The sequence below is a fragment of the Synechococcus sp. R55.2 genome (genome assembly GCF_047462075.1).
In the GTDB taxonomy this organism is placed as follows: Bacteria; Cyanobacteriota; Cyanobacteriia; order Thermostichales; family Thermostichaceae; genus Thermostichus.
The window spans coordinates 1-1,306 of the sequence record NZ_JANSIH010000047.1 but is presented as its reverse complement, the minus strand read 5'-3'; the positions used below and the strand labels follow the sequence as shown (position 1 = coordinate 1,306).

Genomic DNA, 1,306 nt, shown 5'->3' with positions numbered 1-1,306 from the left:
CAACACCCGGCCAACGGGGATACAGCTCCCCTACCCAGCGCACCACGAAAAAGTCATTACCATAGTTGTTGCCACTTCCCCATGACTTCTCTCTGCGCCGCCAGCAGGAGCGCCAGAAGCCTATGTTGCCCCTGTCTATGTCTGGAGCATCAGCGGGAAGTTGAGGCGGATTCATATCCGGCTCACTGCATCTTGGCATCCACAAAAAGTCAGCCTTGGGAAGAGTGGGTCGATCATTCAGCTCTCTACCCCACCAGGGCCAGAGGAAGGGGGAGTTGGTGTTTATATATTCCTGGTTGGCAAACAGGTAGTAGAACCCACCCCAAACCGGCAGATTGGTACCGCTGACCCAGCGGGCAAAACTATCTGGCTGCCAGCCGGAAACCTGGCCATCTTTATCTGTTTCCAAAGCGTCCCGAATGCAGGGCCACCACCGTGAGGCTCGCTCGTCGTATGGAGTGTTCCAATCACCTGAGGGATCGCACTTTGGTCCTCCCTGGTCTTCTTCTCTCATGAAGGATTGATTTGGAACGCCAAGCCTCCAATGCTGATCAGGATAGATTGGATCCGGCCAGCGCACTGCCCGCAGGTAGGGCAGGTTAGCATCTGGAGCCCTCAGAAGCTCAGAGACTTCAACGTCGGTGTCGGTGTCCCCAAACCCTGTGTTGCGGTTGTACTGGTTCTGCGGGCTGGTCGGGCTGGTTATCCAGCCGTTGTAGTACTCGGCCAACAGGCCACCGCCTCCTTCCATTTCAGGCGGTCGGCAAGGCTGGAGGGAAGCTATCAGCAGCCAGCGGGAGGTGTCCAGCACCGGGTTGCCCAAAGCCGAAATGCGGGTGCCAAAGTTGGCATAGCCCGCATCGGGTGCGCGCAAGAGCCGCACTTCTGGCACGCCAAGCCCTGCTGTCCTGTCAGCGTTATTTGAGCTCGGGTTGGCCCTGTCGCGGCGGGCAAAGATGGTGTCGCGGGCGAAGACCTCCGGCCAGCCTGGCTGCCGCACGTGGTTGCCCAAATTCTGCGCCCCGTTGGTGTTGTCGAAGCGCAGAACCCCAGCACCATCTCTGTTGGGATCCGGAGCCGGCCAGTTGTTGCCCCGGATCACCAGCGCTTGGTTGAGGAAAGAAGTGTTGGCTCCTAAGTTACTTCCGCTGCAGCCGTAGTGTTCGTTGCGGCGAGGAGCCGAGGCTCGTTCTGGGCTGCCCTGGTAGTTCCGGTTAGCCACAAAGCTGCTGCCGCCGCCGTTGAGCGTAGCATCCTGCACAAAGCCGTCGTCGATGCTGCCATCGCAGAAATCGGCAGAGAGGAT

At 59.1% G+C, this 1,306-nt stretch carries 1 pseudogene; it reads right to left on the bottom strand.

Features of this window, described 5'->3' with window-relative positions:
• Positions 1 to 1,306, bottom strand: a pseudogene (locus NW838_RS01830) (type II secretion system protein); the annotation flags it as partial.